The sequence below is a fragment of the Arthrobacter sp. GMC3 genome (genome assembly GCF_002929305.1).
Taxonomy (GTDB): Bacteria; Actinomycetota; Actinomycetes; order Actinomycetales; family Micrococcaceae; genus Specibacter.
The window spans coordinates 1-15971 of sequence record NZ_PJIO01000010.1 but is presented as its reverse complement, the minus strand read 5'-3'; the positions used below and the strand labels follow the sequence as shown (position 1 = coordinate 15971).

At 62.2% G+C, this 15971-nt stretch carries 13 protein-coding genes and 1 pseudogene; 6 read left to right on the top strand and 8 right to left on the bottom strand.

Features of this window, described 5'->3' with window-relative positions:
* The first annotated feature begins 3 nt into the window (after positions 1 to 3).
* Complete coding sequence (locus CXQ94_RS15810; protein ID WP_104091548.1) at positions 4 to 930, top strand: RNA polymerase sigma-70 factor; 927 nt, start codon at positions 4 to 6, stop codon at positions 928 to 930.
* 348 nt (positions 931 to 1278) lie between these two features.
* On the opposite strand, the gene CXQ94_RS15805 is transcribed toward CXQ94_RS15810, so the two are convergent.
* A complete protein-coding gene (locus tag CXQ94_RS15805; protein ID WP_104091547.1) occupies positions 1279 to 2115 on the bottom strand; it encodes a PhzF family phenazine biosynthesis protein in 837 nt (278 codons plus the stop codon).
* A 126-nt stretch (positions 2116 to 2241) separates the two neighbouring features.
* Between CXQ94_RS15805 and CXQ94_RS15800 the strand changes: the two genes are divergently transcribed.
* Positions 2242 to 3921, top strand: a complete 1680-nt coding sequence (locus tag CXQ94_RS15800; protein ID WP_181034252.1) for an alpha/beta-hydrolase family protein — start codon at positions 2242 to 2244, stop codon at positions 3919 to 3921.
* A 24-nt stretch (positions 3922 to 3945) separates the two neighbouring features.
* On the opposite strand, the gene CXQ94_RS15795 is transcribed toward CXQ94_RS15800, so the two are convergent.
* Positions 3946 to 4434: a hypothetical protein gene (locus CXQ94_RS15795; RefSeq protein WP_104091545.1), complete on the bottom strand. Its 489-nt coding sequence runs from the start codon at positions 4432 to 4434 to the stop codon at positions 3946 to 3948.
* A gap of 127 nt (positions 4435 to 4561) precedes the next feature.
* On the opposite strand from CXQ94_RS15795, the gene CXQ94_RS15790 reads away from it, so the two are divergent.
* Complete coding sequence (locus CXQ94_RS15790) at positions 4562 to 5104, top strand: sigma-70 family RNA polymerase sigma factor (RefSeq protein WP_258067127.1); 543 nt, start codon at positions 4562 to 4564, stop codon at positions 5102 to 5104.
* Positions 5101 to 5847, top strand: a complete 747-nt coding sequence (locus CXQ94_RS15785) for an anti-sigma factor (protein WP_104091544.1) — start codon at positions 5101 to 5103, stop codon at positions 5845 to 5847. The genes CXQ94_RS15790 and CXQ94_RS15785 overlap by 4 nt, the downstream gene beginning before the upstream one ends.
* A 54-nt stretch (positions 5848 to 5901) precedes the next feature.
* Here the strand turns inward: CXQ94_RS15785 and CXQ94_RS15780 are convergent, their stop codons facing one another.
* The 6 genes and pseudogenes from CXQ94_RS15780 to CXQ94_RS15755 all read right to left on the bottom strand — a co-directional run bounded on the left by CXQ94_RS15780 (position 5902) and on the right by CXQ94_RS15755 (position 12961).
* Complete coding sequence (locus CXQ94_RS15780) at positions 5902 to 6450, bottom strand: hypothetical protein (protein ID WP_104091543.1); 549 nt, start codon at positions 6448 to 6450, stop codon at positions 5902 to 5904.
* Positions 6451 to 6534: 84 nt separating this feature from the next.
* Positions 6535 to 7275, bottom strand: a complete 741-nt coding sequence (locus tag CXQ94_RS15775) for a hypothetical protein (protein WP_146070329.1) — start codon at positions 7273 to 7275, stop codon at positions 6535 to 6537.
* 251 nt (positions 7276 to 7526) lie between these two features.
* Positions 7527 to 9077, bottom strand: a pseudogene (locus CXQ94_RS15770) (MFS transporter); the annotation flags it as partial.
* Positions 9078 to 9297: 220 nt separating this feature from the next.
* Positions 9298 to 10224: a MaoC/PaaZ C-terminal domain-containing protein gene (locus tag CXQ94_RS15765; RefSeq protein WP_104091541.1), complete on the bottom strand. Its 927-nt coding sequence runs from the start codon at positions 10222 to 10224 to the stop codon at positions 9298 to 9300.
* 2 nt (positions 10225 to 10226) lie between these two features.
* Entirely contained in the window at positions 10227 to 11624 is a 1398-nt protein-coding gene (locus CXQ94_RS15760) for a 3-oxoacyl-ACP reductase (RefSeq protein WP_104091540.1), read from the bottom strand.
* A gap of 5 nt (positions 11625 to 11629) precedes the next feature.
* On the bottom strand, positions 11630 to 12961 hold the full coding sequence (locus tag CXQ94_RS15755) for an acetyl-CoA C-acetyltransferase (protein WP_104091539.1): 1332 nt from the start codon (positions 12959 to 12961) through the stop codon (positions 11630 to 11632).
* Positions 12962 to 13026: 65 nt separating this feature from the next.
* On the opposite strand from CXQ94_RS15755, the gene CXQ94_RS15750 reads away from it, so the two are divergent.
* Together CXQ94_RS15750 and CXQ94_RS15745 are read left to right on the top strand one after the other, a co-directional pair.
* On the top strand, positions 13027 to 13737 hold the full coding sequence (locus CXQ94_RS15750; RefSeq protein WP_258067126.1) for a TetR/AcrR family transcriptional regulator: 711 nt from the start codon (positions 13027 to 13029) through the stop codon (positions 13735 to 13737).
* Between the two features lie 21 nt (positions 13738 to 13758).
* Positions 13759 to 15834: an acyl-CoA dehydrogenase gene (locus tag CXQ94_RS15745; protein ID WP_104091537.1), complete on the top strand. Its 2076-nt coding sequence runs from the start codon at positions 13759 to 13761 to the stop codon at positions 15832 to 15834.
* Positions 15835 to 15971 lie beyond the last annotated feature (137 nt).

The window sequence follows — 15971 nt, the reverse complement described above, 5'->3', positions numbered from 1 at the left end:
CGGGTGGGAACCGCGAGTATTTTCGACGAACACCGTTCCCTGCTTTTCACCATTGCCTACGAAATCACAGGTACGGTGTCCGATGCCGAAGACGTTGTTCAGGAAAGTTTCCTGAGATGGTCCGGGATCAATGCGGAGACCATCCAGAATCCCCGGGCCTATCTGGCCAAAACCGTGACGCGTCAAGCGTTGAACTCCCTGAGGGCAGCCCAACGACGCCGAGAAGACTACATTGGCCCGTGGCTCCCGGAACCCATGGTCACCTCCCCTGATGTCGCTGACAATGCTGTCCTGAATGAATCGCTGTCTTTTGCGATGCTCGTGGTGCTCGAGACCCTGTCCCCCGATGAGCGGGCCGTTTTCGTCCTCCGAGAAGTATTCGACTTCCCCTACCTAGAGATCGCCGAGGCCACCGACAAGTCACTCCCGGCTGTCCGTCAATTGGCAAGTCGGGCTAAGGCGCACGTCCGGGCGCGGCAACCCCGCTTTGAAGTGAATGCACAACGGCAACGGGTGGTTGCCGATCGGTTCCTCACGGCCCTACTTGGGGGAGACATGCAGTCCCTCATGGATGTCCTCGCCCCGGGTGCCGTTCTCCTCTCCGACGGTGGCGGAAAAGCTACAGCAGCCCGCAAACCTGTCATCGGTGCAGACAACATCGCACGCTTCCTCGCCGGCATCGCCAGAACCCCGGTGCTGGATATGCGGGTTGAACCGTCGACCCTGAACGGAATGCCGGCCCTCATTGTCTACAGCGCAGACAGAATCGACCTTGTGGCACTTATTGAGGCAAGCAACGAACGAGTAACCGGGATCTACCTTGTGCGAAATCCTGACAAACTCGGCGCGACAACCAAGAACAAAACCCTCCGCACGCTCTCCGGGCCATTCACAATCTCAGGTAGAGGTCCTGTCCAGACACGCGCCTAGGCATGCTTTCCCCGGGAACGGCCCGCGGGACAGTTCTTGAGCTAAAGGCAGGTTCACGTCGATTCCGTGTGTTGCCAGACCCTATACAGCGCAGGACGCCTGCCCCACACAGGCCCATTTTTGTGGCACCGGCCAGCACTGGCTCCCTGCTCGCCTATAACCGCCTGGCCTGGGGTCATAGCTCATCGCACCTGAATCTGGACGGCTTCTTCTTCATCAACGAAGATGCGGATCGTGGAAACGCGACAAGGATGTGAGAATCTCAGGTCGCTTGCCGCTGGCATCGCTGCAGGCCAGAGCGATCCGCCAGTGTCAGGCAATGTTAGGGTCCGCACTTGAGGTGGCCCGCTACGGTACGAACCGTACAGCCGTACCCGATACGCCAATGCCGCCCGTTGCGGGGATGGATACCGACAGCTGCGACGGCCTCCCCATGTGATGCCCCTGAAATACGGTGACCTGGGCGGGCAACGGGAGTTCACCCAGATGCCGCAGGTATCCACCCAGAGATGCGGCAGCGGACCCTGTAGCGGCATCCTCACGCACCCCGCCAGGTGGAAAAGGGTTCCTAGCTTCGAAGGAGGTTGCTGTGATTCTTGATACAAGATTCACCGTCGCTCCCCATTCTTGTTCGGCCATGAGCTGCGCCAAGGCGGCAAAGTCATAATCCAAGGCGGCCAGGAGGCTCCCCGTTGCGAGCGGAACGATGGGGTGCCAGTTTCCCGCATAGGAGAGGAGCAGCGGCAGGGCAGGATCCAGATCGTCTTCCGTGAGGCACAACGCCCGCAAAAGGTGAGCACGGAGCTCAACAGAGAGCTCCGTGACCTGTGTGTCGACGCTTGTCAGCGTGGCCCGCATCAGGCCGCCCGCCTCTACAGTGGTCAGCGGAATCTCCCCGACGGCGGTGTGGAAGTTCAGCAACCCCGCACCCACGGCGTCGGCTAAGGCCACGGCGGCCGCGATGGTGGCGTGGCCGCAAAAGGACACCTCCCCGGCAGGGGAAAAGTACCTGACGTCGTAGCTGGCGTCAGGCCGAGGGGTCAAAAAGACACTCTCCGAATATCCCAGGCGTGTAGCAATGGCTGCCATACCGGCTGTATCTAAGGCAGTGGCGTCGAGGACAACGCCCGCCTGGTTGCCGCCGTTGGGCGTGTCGGTAAAGGCTGTGTAGTGAAGAATCTCCATGGCATTTACGTTATCGCCTCCGCGCGCCACCAAGGCGTGTCATCAAGGGGCCACCAGGGCAAAAGTGGACCCCTGGGCCGCTATTCTTGGAACTTCATGTCAAATATTTCGAAAGAGCCCCGTTTCATGACTGACAGCCGTTCGAGCCAACTAGTTGGCCTTGTTGTGGGCGTTGCCGCAGTGGCTTTGGCCCTGACCCCCTCCTTAGTACCCCGCCCGGCGCTGTTCCAGGGGTTTCTGGTCGGATTGAGTTTCGCCTTGGCTTACCTTGCCGCGGCCCGGTTGGCCACAATAGTTTCGAACGCACTGGGACGACGCCGGATTCCGGCCTTGGCTCGCAAACTCACCTTGCGCCCGTGGGCCTGGCTGGTAGTGGCTGGGCTGGGCGCCACCTACATTGCGGTGGTGGGGACGTTGGCTGTGTCCTGGCAGAACGAAGTCCGCGCGCACGTTGACATGCCGCCGGTGGATAGCCTGGAACTGGTGACGTTTTTCCTCATGGCCGCGGCTGTGGCTGGCGTGGTATTTGCAGCCCGCTGGGGCCTGCGGAGGATGGCAGCGCTGGGGCGGGCCTGGGCCACCAAGGCTGGCGCGGGTTCCCGGCTGGCTACGGGCGCGGGTTGGTTGGCAGGTACCCTGTGTGCCTTGCTGGCGCTAACGCTCCTGGTTTCCGGCGCCCTGGCAGGAACTGGGCGGGTTTATGCCGCCCGCAACGACACCACACCAACGGGGATCACGGAACCGGATTCCGCGTTCCGGTCGGCAGGATCAGGATCGGGCGTTGAGTGGGCGAAATTGGGGATGCAGGGCCGCGCCTTTGTTGGCGGCGGGCCCACGGTGGAACAGATTGCCGCGGCAACGGCAGAACCCGCCAAACAACCCGTAAGGGTCTATGTAGGCTCCGAACAAGAGGATTCCATGGCGGCCCGGGCCACATTGGCCGTGGCCGAGCTCAAACGCACGGGCGGATTTGACCGCGAGATCCTGATGATTGCTACGCCCACGGGCTCTGGCTGGCTGGAGCGGCAGGCCGTGGATTCCCTGGAGTACCTGCACGGTGGCAATACTGCCATTGTCTCCATGCAGTATTCGTACCAACCAAGCTGGGTCTCCTTCCTCTTCCATCAGGATCTCCCCCGCGAATCGGGGCGGGCACTTTATGCCGCTGTCAGGGCCGAGTGGCTCACCCTGCCGCCGGCTACCCGGCCCAAGCTGCTGGTCTACGGGCTTAGCCTGGGTGCCTCGGGAATGCAGGCGGCCTTCACCGATGGTGCGGACTTGACTCGGTCCGTTGACGGGGCGGTTTTCTCCGGGGCACCAAACAATTCGCAGCCGTGGGGCACCTTCCAGGCTCAACGCGATGCCGGCTCCCCCGTATGGCAGCCGGTGTACGAAAGCGGACTCCACGTTCGTTGGCTCTCCAAGAGTGGAGACTTTGCCAAAGTCCAAGGGCCATGGGAGACAGCTAGGGTGGCCTACCTCCAACATGGCACGGATGCTGTGACGTGGTTGACTCCACGCCTGATTTGGCAAAAACCGGAATGGTTGGCCGGTACCGCACAGGAGGGTGGCCGTGCCCCGGATGTCAGCGATTCCATGCGATGGATTCCCCTAGTCACCTACCTGCAGGTGGCCTTCGACATGTTCATGGGTGAGGCGGTGCCCGCCAATCACGGGCATAACTTTGGCGCCGTCGCGGTGGAGGCGTGGAACCATGTGGCCCCCAGCGGATTGGACGATGCCGCGCTGGGCAAAATCCAGGGAATCATCGCCGCATATCCCTATGAGGATTCCTTGGATAATTGAGCACCGAACTGGCAGGAGACGGACCTAGGATCCCAGGATGCCACCCCACACAGCCCGCGATCCGGCCTCACCAATCACCACCACATCCATGATGGTTCCGGTGCAGATGCCAAGGACAAGAAGTGTAAAAAGCACTGTCACTATCCACGCACCCGTGGGTGTAATGCGCCCGGCCAGCCATGCGTGGGCAGAGGCCCTGTGCCATAGCCATGCCGCGATGGATGCGCCAAACAATGCCCACGCCCAGGGTAGGAGGGTCCTGCCGTCGTTCGCGTGGGCCAGAATTGCGGGCGTTTGGCCTACTCGTAGTAGCAACCACTCCCCCGCCTTTTGCGTCACGAACACCAAAGGCACACACAGAAGCCCCAACAAGGGTGTTACCAAGCCCAGCCTGCGACGGGCCAGCGGCCAGAGCAGGGTGGCGGCCGTGCACAATGCTGCCACCGGAAGCGTGACCACCACCGCGTGGACGAGGAGAATGTGTAGTGGCAGGCCGTCGAATTCGTAGTTCATGGGGCATTCTCCAGGCGTTGCATCCAAAATCGAATAGTTCTTGCCCCTGAGACGATTTCAAGAGCCGCGAAGTTCAATCCGGTGAACTTTATGTTCGTAGACTTCGTCTTGGGGGAAGGAGGGAATTGTGAAAGATCATCTGGGTGCTGGCACCCGCGAGCAGGGATTGTCGCGGGCCGACGCCATGCGGGCTCTGCACGACGACTACGCCGCCGTTTTGACACGCTTTGTTGCGGGGCTGACGCATGAGGGGACTGTTGCCGAAGACGTGGTGGCCGAAACGCTGCTGCGGGCATGGAAGCACCCGGAAGTGTTGCAGCGCCCGGAGGCAGGATTGCGGGCCTGGTTGTTCACTGTGGCCAGGAATCTGGTTATTGATGACTGGCGCAGCGCCCACCACCGTTGGGAGCGCCCCAGTGCGGAGTTGCCCGATCATGTGGCGCCGGACCCCGCGGAGCGAATTCTTGACTCTTGGTTGGTGGCCGAGGCCATGGCCACCTTGACCCCGGAACATCGCGGCGTCATTACCCGTGCCTACTTCGGCGGGGAGGACACCGAGACTATCGCTGGGGCGCTGGGGATCCCGGCCGGAACCGTGAAGTCCCGGCTTCACTATGGCCTGCGCGCTCTCAGACTTGCCCTTGAGGAGAACGGGGTGAGCCGACCATGAATGTTCCTATTTCCCCCCAGACGGCCTGTTTCTACGCCCAATGGGATGCCGCCTACGTGCTGGGCGCATTGCCGCCTGCTGAACGCCGCGACTACGAAGACCACATGCCCACGTGTGCGCAGTGCCGTGCGAACGTGGCACTTCTTGCGGGCATGCCGGGACTGCTGGCGGCGGCCGGACCCGAAGTCATGGAGCCCACCCCTGAACCGGTCGCCGTTCCCGTGTATGCCGTGTTCGCCATGAAAGTGCGACGTCGGCGGGTCCGGCGGGCGTCACTAGCAGCTGCCGCGGTATTCGCCGTTGTGGTGGGAACTGGGGCCATCGCCGTCAACCTCGGCAGTGCTGGCAGGGTTGGCATTGCCAGCGAGCCCACAACCACGGCGCCAGCGCCCGCCCATGCAACAGCCGCGCTTCACTTCTTGCCCCCGGCCTCCGGAGCTAGCGCAGCATCACCGATGCAGGCAACAGGTGTCCTTCTCCAGCAGCCGTGGGGAACCCAGTTGGAGTGGACGTGTACTTATGCGTCAAGTCAAACGTCGGGCAGTTACGCGTCAGGCCGGGCAGCCTATGAAATTGTTCTGGTGTCCCGCACGGGTACTGAGTCGGTGGTGGGAAGTTGGGAAGCGCAGCCCGGGGACATTGTCAGTCCCGTGGCCGCGAGCAGCCTTCCTCTTGCCGATATTGCCCAGGTGATCATCCGAACGGCCGGATCGGGTCAGCCGCTTCTGCTGGCAACGCCCTGAGTCGTTGCCAGCCTGCGGTCCTCCGTGCTCGGCGCGAGTTAGACGGAAAGGGTTTTAGTAGCCGTTGCTTGAGTACCCGCTACTGGGGGATGTTGAGGGCGTTGCCTGCGCGGTGATTTTGCTGCCGTTTGCCCCAACCACCCACCAGATGCCGCCAAAGCCCTGGCCGGTGTCATCTCCGGGTTTCGTGTCGGGCGTATAGGTGTAGAGGGGCAAGCCGTTGATGGTTACCTGCTTGGCACCATCTGAGCGGGTGATGGTGGCAACCGTTCCAGTGATTCCTGTGACAACGGGAGTGGGAGTTGTCGTGGTGATGGGCGGCCACAAACTTTGGCAGGCGCCGGAGCAGGTGCTGACGCCCGAATTGGCGGTGTCGTGGTCAAAGACGTAGGCGGTGAAGCCCTGCCCGTTGACCACGATGGTGCCCAGTGTGGATTGCCCCGTCATGAGCGCGTCGGCTGAACTGTTTCCGGCAACGCTCGATTGGGTGGTCGGTGCGCTCGTGGTGCCATAGGCGTTGGTCCCGCCCGAACAGCCCGCCAACAGCAGGATCCCCGAGGCCGCCACCGCCAAGGTGGCTGACTTCCAGATATGTCGTTTCATTTTTCCGGGTGCACTTCCATTCCTCGCTAGGGGTGCGGCCGCGAAAACACCGCACCCCTTGAACGGAAGGCACCTCCCGGAGGTTCATCCCCCGGGAGGCAAATCTGATGATTTTTTGGGACGGCGCACGGGAACCACGGCCAGCAACAGCGCGGCAACGGCGGCGAGTAGACCAAGAACTGCCACAACCGGCCCAGAGGGGGCTGAGTCACCGCCGGAGACGTCGAAGGTATCCGCCAGGCTCATTCCCATGGAGAAGCCAGCGAAGGAATGGAAGAAACAGGTGATACCGATGCCCACCAACCCCGCCACCACAATCCTTCGCGCAGTGAAGAAACCAGCCATTCGGGGCAACGCGCAGGCGAGGACGAGTGCCGCGGCGAGGAATAAGCTGAATCCCACCCAGAGAAACATCATGAGGTTTCCTGGACTTTCACCCGCAACTGCCATGCGGGAGTGAATCTCATCCAGGCTCATCCCGGGCACCTTGGCCAGGGGATTCCACAGCACAATATGCAGCGTACCAATCACCACAACAGCCACAATGACCACCACAAAAGGCAGCCCCAACAAAAGGCGACGGCGCAGCCGATGGGTGGTTGGCGGCCCCAACCGTTGGGATGGCCGTCCAGCAAGGACAACCGCCAGGATCCCCAGGCTCACCGGAAGCGTAACCATTGCCAAGGGGGAAAGTGCACCGAGGAAGACAACCGCAATCACGGCTAGCGGCCCCCATACCGCGACCTTCCAAGCGCCCCGGGCCGTGTGCTGACCGGACGGCAACGCGCCGGATCCGACAGGGCCTGGATGCTTCAGTGGTTCCATTTTACGGAGTCTAGGGGTGTTAACGCGGCCTCCGCAAGGCAACCGCGCATTTCCGGGCGCAAAAATACCCCGCCACCCTGGCAGGATGGCGGGGCACTTCGATGCGGGGTCTAGACCTTGTTCGAGGACGCCTGGATAGCGGGGTCCTCGGTCTCAGCCAGGGTCGAGTCGACGATACCGTCTGCGACACCCACCACTGCCAACCCGGCCGCTGAACCGGCGGCGCCGCCGTCGTTCTTGGTGTCCACAATGTCCACGGTGCGGCGCAAGGGAACTTCCTTGATGAAGAGCACCGCAACCAGGGCAACTACGGCGATGCAGGCGCTGATCATGAAGATCATGGCGGCACCGTCACCGTAGGACGCCCGAACAATGAGCTTGATGGGTTCGGGCATGGTGGAGAGGTCTAGTTGCGCGGCGCCTCCGGCAGGCGCCTTGATGCCAATGGCCGCCAGACCCTCGGTGATAAGGGAGGCCACCTTGGTACCCATCATGGCGCCTAGCACGGCCACACCGGCCGCGCCACCCACCGTACGGAAGAACGCCACCGAACCCGAGGCCGAACCAATGTCCTTGGCGGCAACCGTGTTCTGGACGGCCAGGACCAGGTTCTGCATCATCATGCCCAGGCCCAGGCCGAAGATGAAGGTGTAGATACCGACCAGCGTCAGAGACGTTTGGTGGTCAATGGTCCCTGCCAGGCCCAAACCGATGATCAAGAGGATGGATCCGCCGACCAGGAAACGCTTCCACTTGCCCGTGCGCGTCACCAGCAGGCCGGAGACGACGGCGCCGATGAGGTTACCGGCGATCATTGGCAGCGTGAGCAAGCCTGCTTCGGTGGGGGTGGCCCCACGAGCCACCTGGTAGTACTGGCCCAGGAACGTTGAGGACGCGAACATGGCGATGCCTACGGAAACCGAGGCGACGATGGCCAGTGCCGGGGTGCGTTGGCGGATGATCTTCAACGGGATGATCGGGTGTGAAACCTTGGTCTCCACGAAGATCAGTGCGGCGAACAGCAGGATGCTACCGCCCACCATGAGAGCCGACCGTCCGGAGATCCAGTCGTAGTAGCCTGCCTGGCCCGCGAAGGAGACCCAGATGAGCAGAAGGCTCACGCCGGAGGTCAACAGGATGGATCCGAGCCAGTCAATCTTGGCGGGAACCCGCACGTGCTTGATCTTCAAAGTGAACTGCAGCAGGACCAGGGAGATGATGGCCAGTGGCACGCAAACAAAGAAGGTCCAGCGCCAGCCCAGCGGGCTATCCACGATGTAGCCACCCAAGAGCGGCCCGCCTGCCGTACCAACAGCCATGACCGCGCCCATGTAACCGGAGTAGCGGCCACGCTCACGCGGCGGAATGATGGTCCCAATGATGGCCTGAGCCAAAGCGGTCAAGCCGCCCATAGCCACACCCTGGATGACACGAGCAGTCAGCAGGAACGGGATGGTGGTGGCAAAACCGGCCATAACGGAGCCGGCAACAAAGATCACGATGCTCAGCTGGACCAGGAGCTTTTTGTTGAAAAGGTCTGCCAGCTTGCCCCAGATGGGGGTGGTTGCCGCGTTGGCTAGAAGGGCCGCCGTAATGACCCAGGCGAAGTCCGTCTGAGTGCCGTGAAGCTCGTCCATGATGGTCGGCAGCGCGTTGGCCACAATGGTGGAGGACAAGATGGCGGTGAAGAAGGCGGCGAGCAGGCCCGTCAGAGCCTCGAGTACCTGGCGGTGAGTCATCCCCGAGTCGTTGGGAACCTGGGCCGCTTTGTGCGGGGCGGCCGCGGTAGATCTGTTTTTCATGGTGCCTTTTCGTATCTGGCGTTCGCGAAGTCTTAATGGGGTGGCAGCCGCGAAAGCCTGGATTCAAAGTGCCCTCAAGCGTTGCCTTCATTAACTCTAAATCGACTGGTTGATTAGGGCAACTAAGTATCAGTGGGAGATGTGTCACTTAAGTGGCTGATGCCCATCGTTTCGAAAAGTTTCGAATCGACGGGCATCAAGGGGTGTTCGCCACGTGGCCTTACTTCGTCGCGGCCGTCCCCGCCGTGACACTGCCATGGAAATACGGCTTGGCGCTACGCGCATTCCAGGCGGTGAACTCCGAACCCAGCCAGACGCCGTCGTCGTCCGCCAAGGTATCGGCGATGTGCAAAGACACGGTGGCGGGGAGAAATACCGGGGAGTCAAAGGAGATGTCCCAGCTGAAGCCCTCCGGCTTGGGTGAGCCGATGTCCCCCACCACCCGCGCGGCGGCGTACATGCCGTGGGCAATGGAGCGTCGCAAACCAAGGGCCTTGGCGGACAGCACGCTGAGGTGGATGGGGTTGAAATCACCCGAAACCGCCGCGTACGCCCGCCCCGTATCAACGCCCAGCTGCCATTGCGCCGTGGGCGCTGGGGGGTTGAAGGGTGCGCGCTCCCCCGGGGCCTGCGCCGGGGCGGGTTTGTCCAGCCCTGGCAGGTAGATGCCCTTGGCAAGGTACGTGGAGACGCCGCGCCAAAGGAGCCTGGTGCCATCGTCGCTGCGCACCTCCACCACCAGCTGCACCTGGGTGCCGCGCCGGTGCCCGGTCAGTTCCCTGGCCCACGACCGGATGGTCAGAACGTCCGTGAACAAGATCATGGAGAAGTGCTCCACCTGGTTGCGAAGATGGATCATGCCCAGCAGCGGCAGGGGGAAATCTTCATCCACCATGACCGACATGGCCACGGGGAACGCTAGCGCGTGGATGTAGCCCGAGGGCAGCACGTCACGTGCGGGCTTGCCCATCAGGTGCGCAAATTGGGTCACCTTCGCCAGATCCGCAGTTACTCCGCGCACCTCCACAGCTTTGGTGGGTAGGGCCACTGTTGGGGTGGTGCGTGCTAGCCGCTGCTTGGCCGAGGTGGCCGCAGCGTTGAGGTACAGCTTGGACAACGACGGCATTTCCGTGAGCACATGATCCATGGTCACTGCCCCACCAGGTTTTGTCCGCACACACGTAACACGTTGGCGGTGACCCCGGAGGCGGCCTCGGAGGCGAAGAAGGCGATCGCCTCGGCCACGTCGCCTGGCTTGCCGCCTTGTTGCAGGCTGTTCAGCCTTCTGGCGACTTCCCTGGTTGCAAAGGGAATCTTGGCCGTCATGTCCGTTTCGATGAAACCGGGCGCCACGGCATTGACGGTTCCGCCCTTCGCCGCCAGCAGGGGTGCCGTGGAGCGGACCATGCCCATGACACCGGCCTTGGACGCCGCATAGTTGGTTTGGCCGCGATTCCCGGCGATGCCGCTGGTGGATGCCACACTGATGATGCGCGGGTTCTGGGTGAAATGGCTGCTGGCCAGGAACGCCTTGTTCATGCGCAGTTGTGAGGCAATGTTGACGGCTATAACGGAATCCCAGCGGGCCGCATCCATGTTGGCGAGCAGTTTGTCGCGGGTGATGCCGGCATTGTGCACCACAATGTCCAGACGCCCGTACCGTTGGGCGGCGTGGTCCAGGATACGGGCGCCCGCCTCTGTCACGGTAATGTCCAGTTGCAGAGCGGTGCCGTGAATTTCGTTCGCAACCTGCGCCAAGTGATCCCCCGCTGCGGGAACGTCCACAACAATCACCGTGGCACCGTCGCGGGCCAGGGTTCGGGCAATGGCGGCACCAATTCCACGGGCGGCGCCGGTAACCACGGCAACCCTGCCTTCGAGCGGTTTGGCCCAATCGTGCTGAGGCTGGCTTCCGTCGGTACCTGTTCCCGTTGAGGATGCCGTCAAGAATTGGCCGTCGATGAAGGCGGAGCGCCCCGAAAGGAAGAAGCGCAGCGCGGCCATGGCGCTGGCGGATTCGGCCGGGATGCCATTGGCCAGCAGTATCCCATTGGCGGTTGCACCGGCGCGCAGTTCCTTGGCGAGGGAACGCACCACGCCGTCCACGCCGTTGCGCGCTGCGGCAACCTCGGGTGCGTCTTCGATGAGGGCGGGCCGGGAAATACTTACGACACGGGCGTTCTTGGCCAGGTCGCGAACAGAGGCGCCCAGTTCTCGGATGGGGGCCGACAGCTGGTCTGGGTGCGCCAATTCGTCAAGCACGACGACGATGGCGCCCAATTTCTCCTTGGGGGTTGCATGCCGGCGAACATCCTGGTCCCATTCCAGCAGGACTGCCGCAACGGCGTCGGCCCCTGTTCCGTGGCCGAGCACCAAAATGGGGCCCTCAACTAAGGGCGCGCCGGGCTCGTAGCGGCGCAGAATTGCGGGCTGGGGCAGCCCTAGCCGCTTTGCCAGGTCGCGACCCAAGCCGCGACTGACGAACTCGGTGTACTTATCTGCTTGCTCTCCGCCGCCCTTGCGGGAGCCCTTCTGAGGAGTGCTCATGCGGATTACCTGGCTTCCAGCAGGGCCACGACACCCTGGCCACCGGCGGCGCAGACCGAGATGAGTCCGCGAGCAGGGCGTCCGTCAACGTGTCCACGCTCGTGCAACATCTTGGCCAGAGTGGCCACCAGGCGACCGCCGGTGGCGGCAAAGGGGTGGCCGGCTGCCAGTGACGAGCCATTCACGTTGAGCTTGGCTCGGTCAATGCTGCCGAAGGCCCCGTCTAGGCCCAGGCGGGTCTTGCCGAATTCTTCATCTTCCCAGGCGGCGAGTGTGCTCAGGACGGTGCCCGCGAACGCCTCGTGGATCTCGAAGAAGTCGATGTCCGCCAGGGTCAACCCGTTCCGGGCCAGCATGCGGGGGACGGCGAAGGCCGGAGCCATCAGCAGCCCGTCTTTGCCGTGCACGAAGTCCACGGCCGCGGCTTCACCATCAACCACGTTGGCGAGCATCGGCAGTTCGTTGGCTTGCGCCCACTCCTCCGAGGCCAGCAGAACTGTTGAGGCGCCGTCGGTCAGCGGAGTGGAGTTTCCTGCTGTCATGGTGGCAGCGTTGCCGAGGTTGCGGCCAAACACAGGCTTGAGCGACGCCAACTTCTCCAAGGTGGAATCTGCGCGCAGATTCGAGTCGCGGCTTAGCCCGCGGAACGGAGTGATCAGGTCGTCAAAGAAGTGCCTGTCGTAGGCGGCGGCGAGGTTCTTGTGGCTGGCCAGAGCCAGCTGGTCCTGGGCCTCCCGGCTAATCTTCCACTGTGCCGTGGTGAGCGCCTGGTGCTCACCCATTGACAATCCGGTGCGCGGCTCACCAGTGTTCGGAGCGTCCGGGGAAAGGTCCTTGGGCCGGATACGGCTGAGAATCTTCAGCTTGTCAGGGACAGTCTTGGCCCGGTTGAGGTCCAAGAGGATGGCACGCAAGCCCTCGCTGACAGCGATGGGGGCATCGGATGCCGAGTCGACACCACCGGCAATGGCGGAGTCGATCTGGCCCAATTTGATCTTGTTGGAGAGGCCAATCACCGCCTCCATGCCTGTGGCGCATGCCTGCTGCAGGTCATATGCGGGAGTTGTTGCCGAGAGCGCCGATCCCAGGACTGCCTCACGGGTGAGGTTGAAGTCCCGTGAATGCTTCAGGACGGCACCTGCGGCAACTTCACCAATTTCCTGATCCTGAAGGCCAAAGCGGGCCACCAATCCGTCAAGTGCCGCTGTCAGCATGTCCTGATTGGAGGAATGTGCATATGCCCCGCCTGTTCGGGCAAAAGGAATACGGTTTCCGCCAACAATGACCGCCTTGCGGATGCCATTGGTGGGTAGGAATGGTGCAGTGGTCGAACTCATGGAGCTTTCTCCTTCAAGATTGCCTTGCGTTACTGATACTCAGCGTACCTGATACGCTGAGTATCGTGAACACGTTACAGCGCGGGCAGGATGGGCCCTTTCCATCGGCGACGCCCGCCGCACCCCAACTTCTCCAACCGCCCACCGCTGACGGGCGTTCGGTGAGATGGGAAGCGCACCGCGAGGAACGCCGTCGTGATCTCATCAAGGCCACCCGCCGGGCCATTCACCGCCTTGGAGCCGACGCCTCCATGGAGGACATTGCGGCCAAGGCAGGCACCTCCAAATCCGTCTTCTACCGGTACTTCGGCGACAAGGCCGGGCTGCAACAGGCCGTGGGCAAGGTGGTAATCGGGCAGATGCAGGACACCATTGCGGCTGCCCGCAGTACGGCACGCACCCCCCGGGAGGGACTGGTCAACATGGTTGAGGCGTACCTGCAAATGGCCGAGACCTCACCCAATGTGTACACCTTTGTTACGAGCCAAAGCGATGGCGACTCGCAGCAAACCGGTGAACTGAGCGGCTTTTTTGAATCGGTGATCGGCATGGTATCCGAGCCGTTGCGGGACATGCTTGGTGACACGCAGTCACCGCTTCTTGGCTATTGGCCGACGGCGGCTATCGGGCTTGTGCGGACCGCCGGTGAGCTGTGGCTCAAGACCCCTCCTGCCGCCAGCCGGCCGGACCATGTCGCCATGGCCCAACAGATCACCGCCTGGCTCATTGACGGTGTTAGCGCGCAGATTTCCCCCACAACTTCTCCTGTCCAGTAATTTCACACCCTAAGGAATTCCATGACTGATGTAATGACCCCAACAACGGCTGCCGCCAACGACGACGGCCACACAGTTGACGTTGCGGCGCTTGGTGAGTTGCTGCTTGGCAATTGGGCTGACGTGCGCCGGACCGCCCGGGCACTTGCCGGAGATCCGGAACTGCACAAAGTGGAAGGGTTGAGCCATACCGAACACCGGCAGCGTGCGTTCAAGCAGCTCGGCATTCTGGTCCAGAAGGAGGCCGTACACCGGGCATTCCCGTCCAGACTGGGTGGCAGCGACGACCATGGTGGCAATGTGGCTGGATTCGAAGAACTCGTCATAGCCGACCCTTCTGTGCAGATCAAAGCGGGCGTGCAGTGGGGCCTCTTCGGCTCGGCCGTCATGCACCTTGGCAGCACTGAACACCAGGACAAATGGCTCCCCGGCATCATGTCCTTGGATATCCCGGGCTGCTTTGCCATGACGGAGATTGGGCACGGTTCCGACGTCGCCTCAATCGCGACCACCGCAACGTACGATCCTGCCTCCGAAGAATTCGTCATCAACACCCCGTTCCGGGCTGCGTGGAAAGAGTTCATCGGAAACGCTGCCGTGGACGGTCTGGCCGCCGTCGTCTTCGCCCAGCTCATCACCCGTGGGGTCAACCATGGCGTGCATGCCTTCTACGTGGAGCTGCGTGATCCAGCCACCAAGGAGTTCCGCCCCGGCATTGATGGCCTCGATGACAACATCAAGGGCGGTCTGAACGGGATCGACAACGGACGCCTGTGCTTCACCAACGTCCGCATTCCGCGCACTAACTTGCTAAACCGCTACGGCGATGTCACAGCCGACGGCACCTACTCCTCCCCCATCGCCAGTCCCGGCCGCCGCTTCTTCACGATGCTGGGTACCCTGGTCCAGGGTCGCGTTTCCTTGAATGGTGCCGCCGTGGCCGCATCGAAGGTTGCACTGAAGATCGCCATCCAGTACGCCACCGAACGCCGCCAGTTCAACGCCGCATCCGACACCGAAGAAGTAGTCCTGATGGACTATCAGCGCCACCAGCGCCGACTTCTCCCCTTGTTGGCCACAACGTATGCTGCCAGCTTTGCCCACGAGCAATTGTTGGTGAAGTTCGACGGTGTCTTCTCCGGAGCCCATGACAGCGACGAAGACCGTCAGGATCTGGAGACGCTGGCCGCAGCACTGAAATCCATGACCACCTGGCACGCCCTGGACACTTTGCAGGAGTGCCGCGAGGCATGTGGCGGCGCAGGTTTCATGGTGGAGAACCGATTCACCTCACTGCGGGCCGACCTGGATATTTACGCCACGTTTGAGGGTGACAACACCGTGTTGCTACAGCTTGTGGCAAAACGGCTACTGGCCGATTACAGCAAAGAGTTCCGCAACCTGGACTTTGGCGTGTTGGCGCGCTTCGTCGTCGGGCAGGCAGCCGACATCACCTTGAACAAGACCGGACTACGTCAAGTGGCCCAGTTCGTTGCCGACAGCGGCTCGGCGCAGAAGTCTGCCAAGGTGCTAAAGGATGAGGAGACTCAGCACGAGCTGCTGGCGGGTCGAGTCCAGTCCATGGTGGCCGAGGTCGCCGCCGCGCTGAAGGAAGCGGCTAAGCTCCCCAAGGACAAGGGCGCCGAGATTTTCAATGCCCATCAAGACGAGCTGATTGAGGCTGCACGTGCACACGCGGAACTTTTGCAGTGGGAGGCGTTCACCGAGGCCCTGCACCGCGTGGATGATGCCGGCACAAAGAGGGTTCTGACCCGTCTGCGCGATCTCTTTGGGCTTGGCCTCATTGAAAAGCACCTGGATTGGTACCTCATGAACGGTCGTATCTCGATGCAGCGGGCCCGCACCCTTGGGCCGTACATCAACCGGCTACTGGCCAAGCTGCGCCCGCATGCGTTGGATCTGGTGGACGCGTTTGGCTACGGCCCCGAACACTTGCGGGCCACCATCGCCACGGGAATTGAGCGCGAACGACAGGACGAGGCCCGGGACTACTACCGCAAAAAGCGCGCCAGTTCCGATGGGCCCGTGGATGAGAAGGTCCTGATCCAGAAGGCTAAGGCCTCAGCAAAGAAGTAACGTGTCCCCCGGACATCGATTCGCGATGGCGGCACCCATGCTTGGGTGCCGCCATCGTTGTTTTGGGTGGTTAGCAGCCGGTGCCGGTGGGGTTGGTGATGCAGTTTTCTGCGTAGTTGCGGGTGATGGCGCGCCAG